This window comes from Streptococcus sp. DD11 (genome assembly GCF_001578865.1).
Taxonomy (GTDB): Bacteria; Bacillota; Bacilli; order Lactobacillales; family Streptococcaceae; genus Streptococcus; species Streptococcus panodentis.
This window is the reverse complement of the sequence record NZ_KQ969409.1, coordinates 1-1,015: the sequence shown is the minus strand read 5'-3', so window position 1 is coordinate 1,015 and position 1,015 is coordinate 1. Positions and strand designations below refer to the sequence as shown.

1 protein-coding gene and 5 tRNA genes are annotated in these 1,015 nt (G+C 46.1%); 1 reads left to right on the top strand and 5 read right to left on the bottom strand.

Going from position 1 to position 1,015, the window contains the following annotated elements; translation table 11 throughout:
• Positions 1-301: 301 nt before the first annotated feature.
• Entirely contained in the window at positions 302-544 is a 243-nt protein-coding gene (locus STRDD11_RS13125; protein ID WP_128837667.1) for a hypothetical protein, read from the top strand.
• Positions 545-581: 37 nt separating this feature from the next.
• Here STRDD11_RS13125 and STRDD11_RS13120 read toward each other — a convergent pair.
• The 5 genes from STRDD11_RS13120 to STRDD11_RS13100 form a co-directional block, all read right to left on the bottom strand.
• A tRNA-Leu gene (locus STRDD11_RS13120) sits at positions 582-665 on the bottom strand.
• Positions 666-673: 8 nt separating this feature from the next.
• A tRNA-Gln gene (locus tag STRDD11_RS13115) sits at positions 674-745 on the bottom strand.
• A 13-nt stretch (positions 746-758) separates the two neighbouring features.
• A tRNA-His gene (locus STRDD11_RS13110) sits at positions 759-831 on the bottom strand.
• A gap of 10 nt (positions 832-841) precedes the next feature.
• Positions 842-912, bottom strand: a tRNA-Trp gene (locus STRDD11_RS13105).
• A gap of 8 nt (positions 913-920) precedes the next feature.
• Positions 921-1,001: transfer RNA gene (locus STRDD11_RS13100), tRNA-Tyr, on the bottom strand.
• Positions 1,002-1,015: the final 14 nt, after the last annotated feature.

Sequence of the window (1,015 nt, the reverse complement as noted above, 5' to 3'; positions counted from 1 at the left end):
CAGTCCGGGGGACTGGGAGAGGTTGGGGATAGCTTTTTGGAGTCTAAAAGACGAACAAAAAGTCCAATCAGCTACCGCGTCAAAAATTTTTTACCAAAATAAAGCGAGGCTGAAACACTTTTGTCCTACCACCCTTATCCACAACCTTTCCACCTCACTATCTCGTTTCTAGGTTCGGGCTGAACGAAAGCCGGGAACGGCGTTCCCTTTATCTCCAGCCTCCAACAGTCCAGAAGGACTGTGAGCTAACAAAGTAATAAAAGATAAAAGAAATGACGGTACTCCTCTGGAAAAATCAAAGATGATTATACCAAACCTCTTTGATGAACGCAAACTGCATCAGTTTGCTTTGTCATCTTCCTTTGTCTTTGACTATCAAACGATTGCTGAATCAGCAAGATTAGCCAATCAATCCCTTGGCGCAGAACTCTTTTTCCGAATTACAGAAACTTACAGCCATTTAACTAAAGAAAAAGCAGAGAAAGAGAATCAAAGAGTAAGAAGTTTGCTGGAAGGGGGAAATAGAGGTTGTCCAAAACAATAAAAAAGCCTCTAAACCAAAGTTTAGAGACAAAAGACTATACCGGCGGCCGGGGTCGAACCGGCACGTCCTTGCGGACACTGGATTTTGAGTCCAGCGCGTCTGCCAATTCCGCCACGCCGGCAAAAATAACTGGGGTAGCTGGATTCGAACCAACGCATGAGGGAGTCAAAGTCCCTTGCCTTACCGCTTGGCGATACCCCAATAATATTAATAAGGCGAGTGATGGGGATCGAACCCACGCATGCCAGAGCCACAATCTGGTGTGTTAACCACTTCACCACACCCGCCATAATCTTACACGGGCAGTAGGAATTGAACCCACACTGAAGGTTTTGGAGACCTTAGTTCTACCTTTAAACTATGCCCGTAAAGGTAATGGAAGGGGAGGGATTCGAACCCCCGAACCCGAAGGAGCGGATTTACAGTCCGCCGCGTTTAGCCTCTTCGCTACCCTTCCTAACTATAAAATTG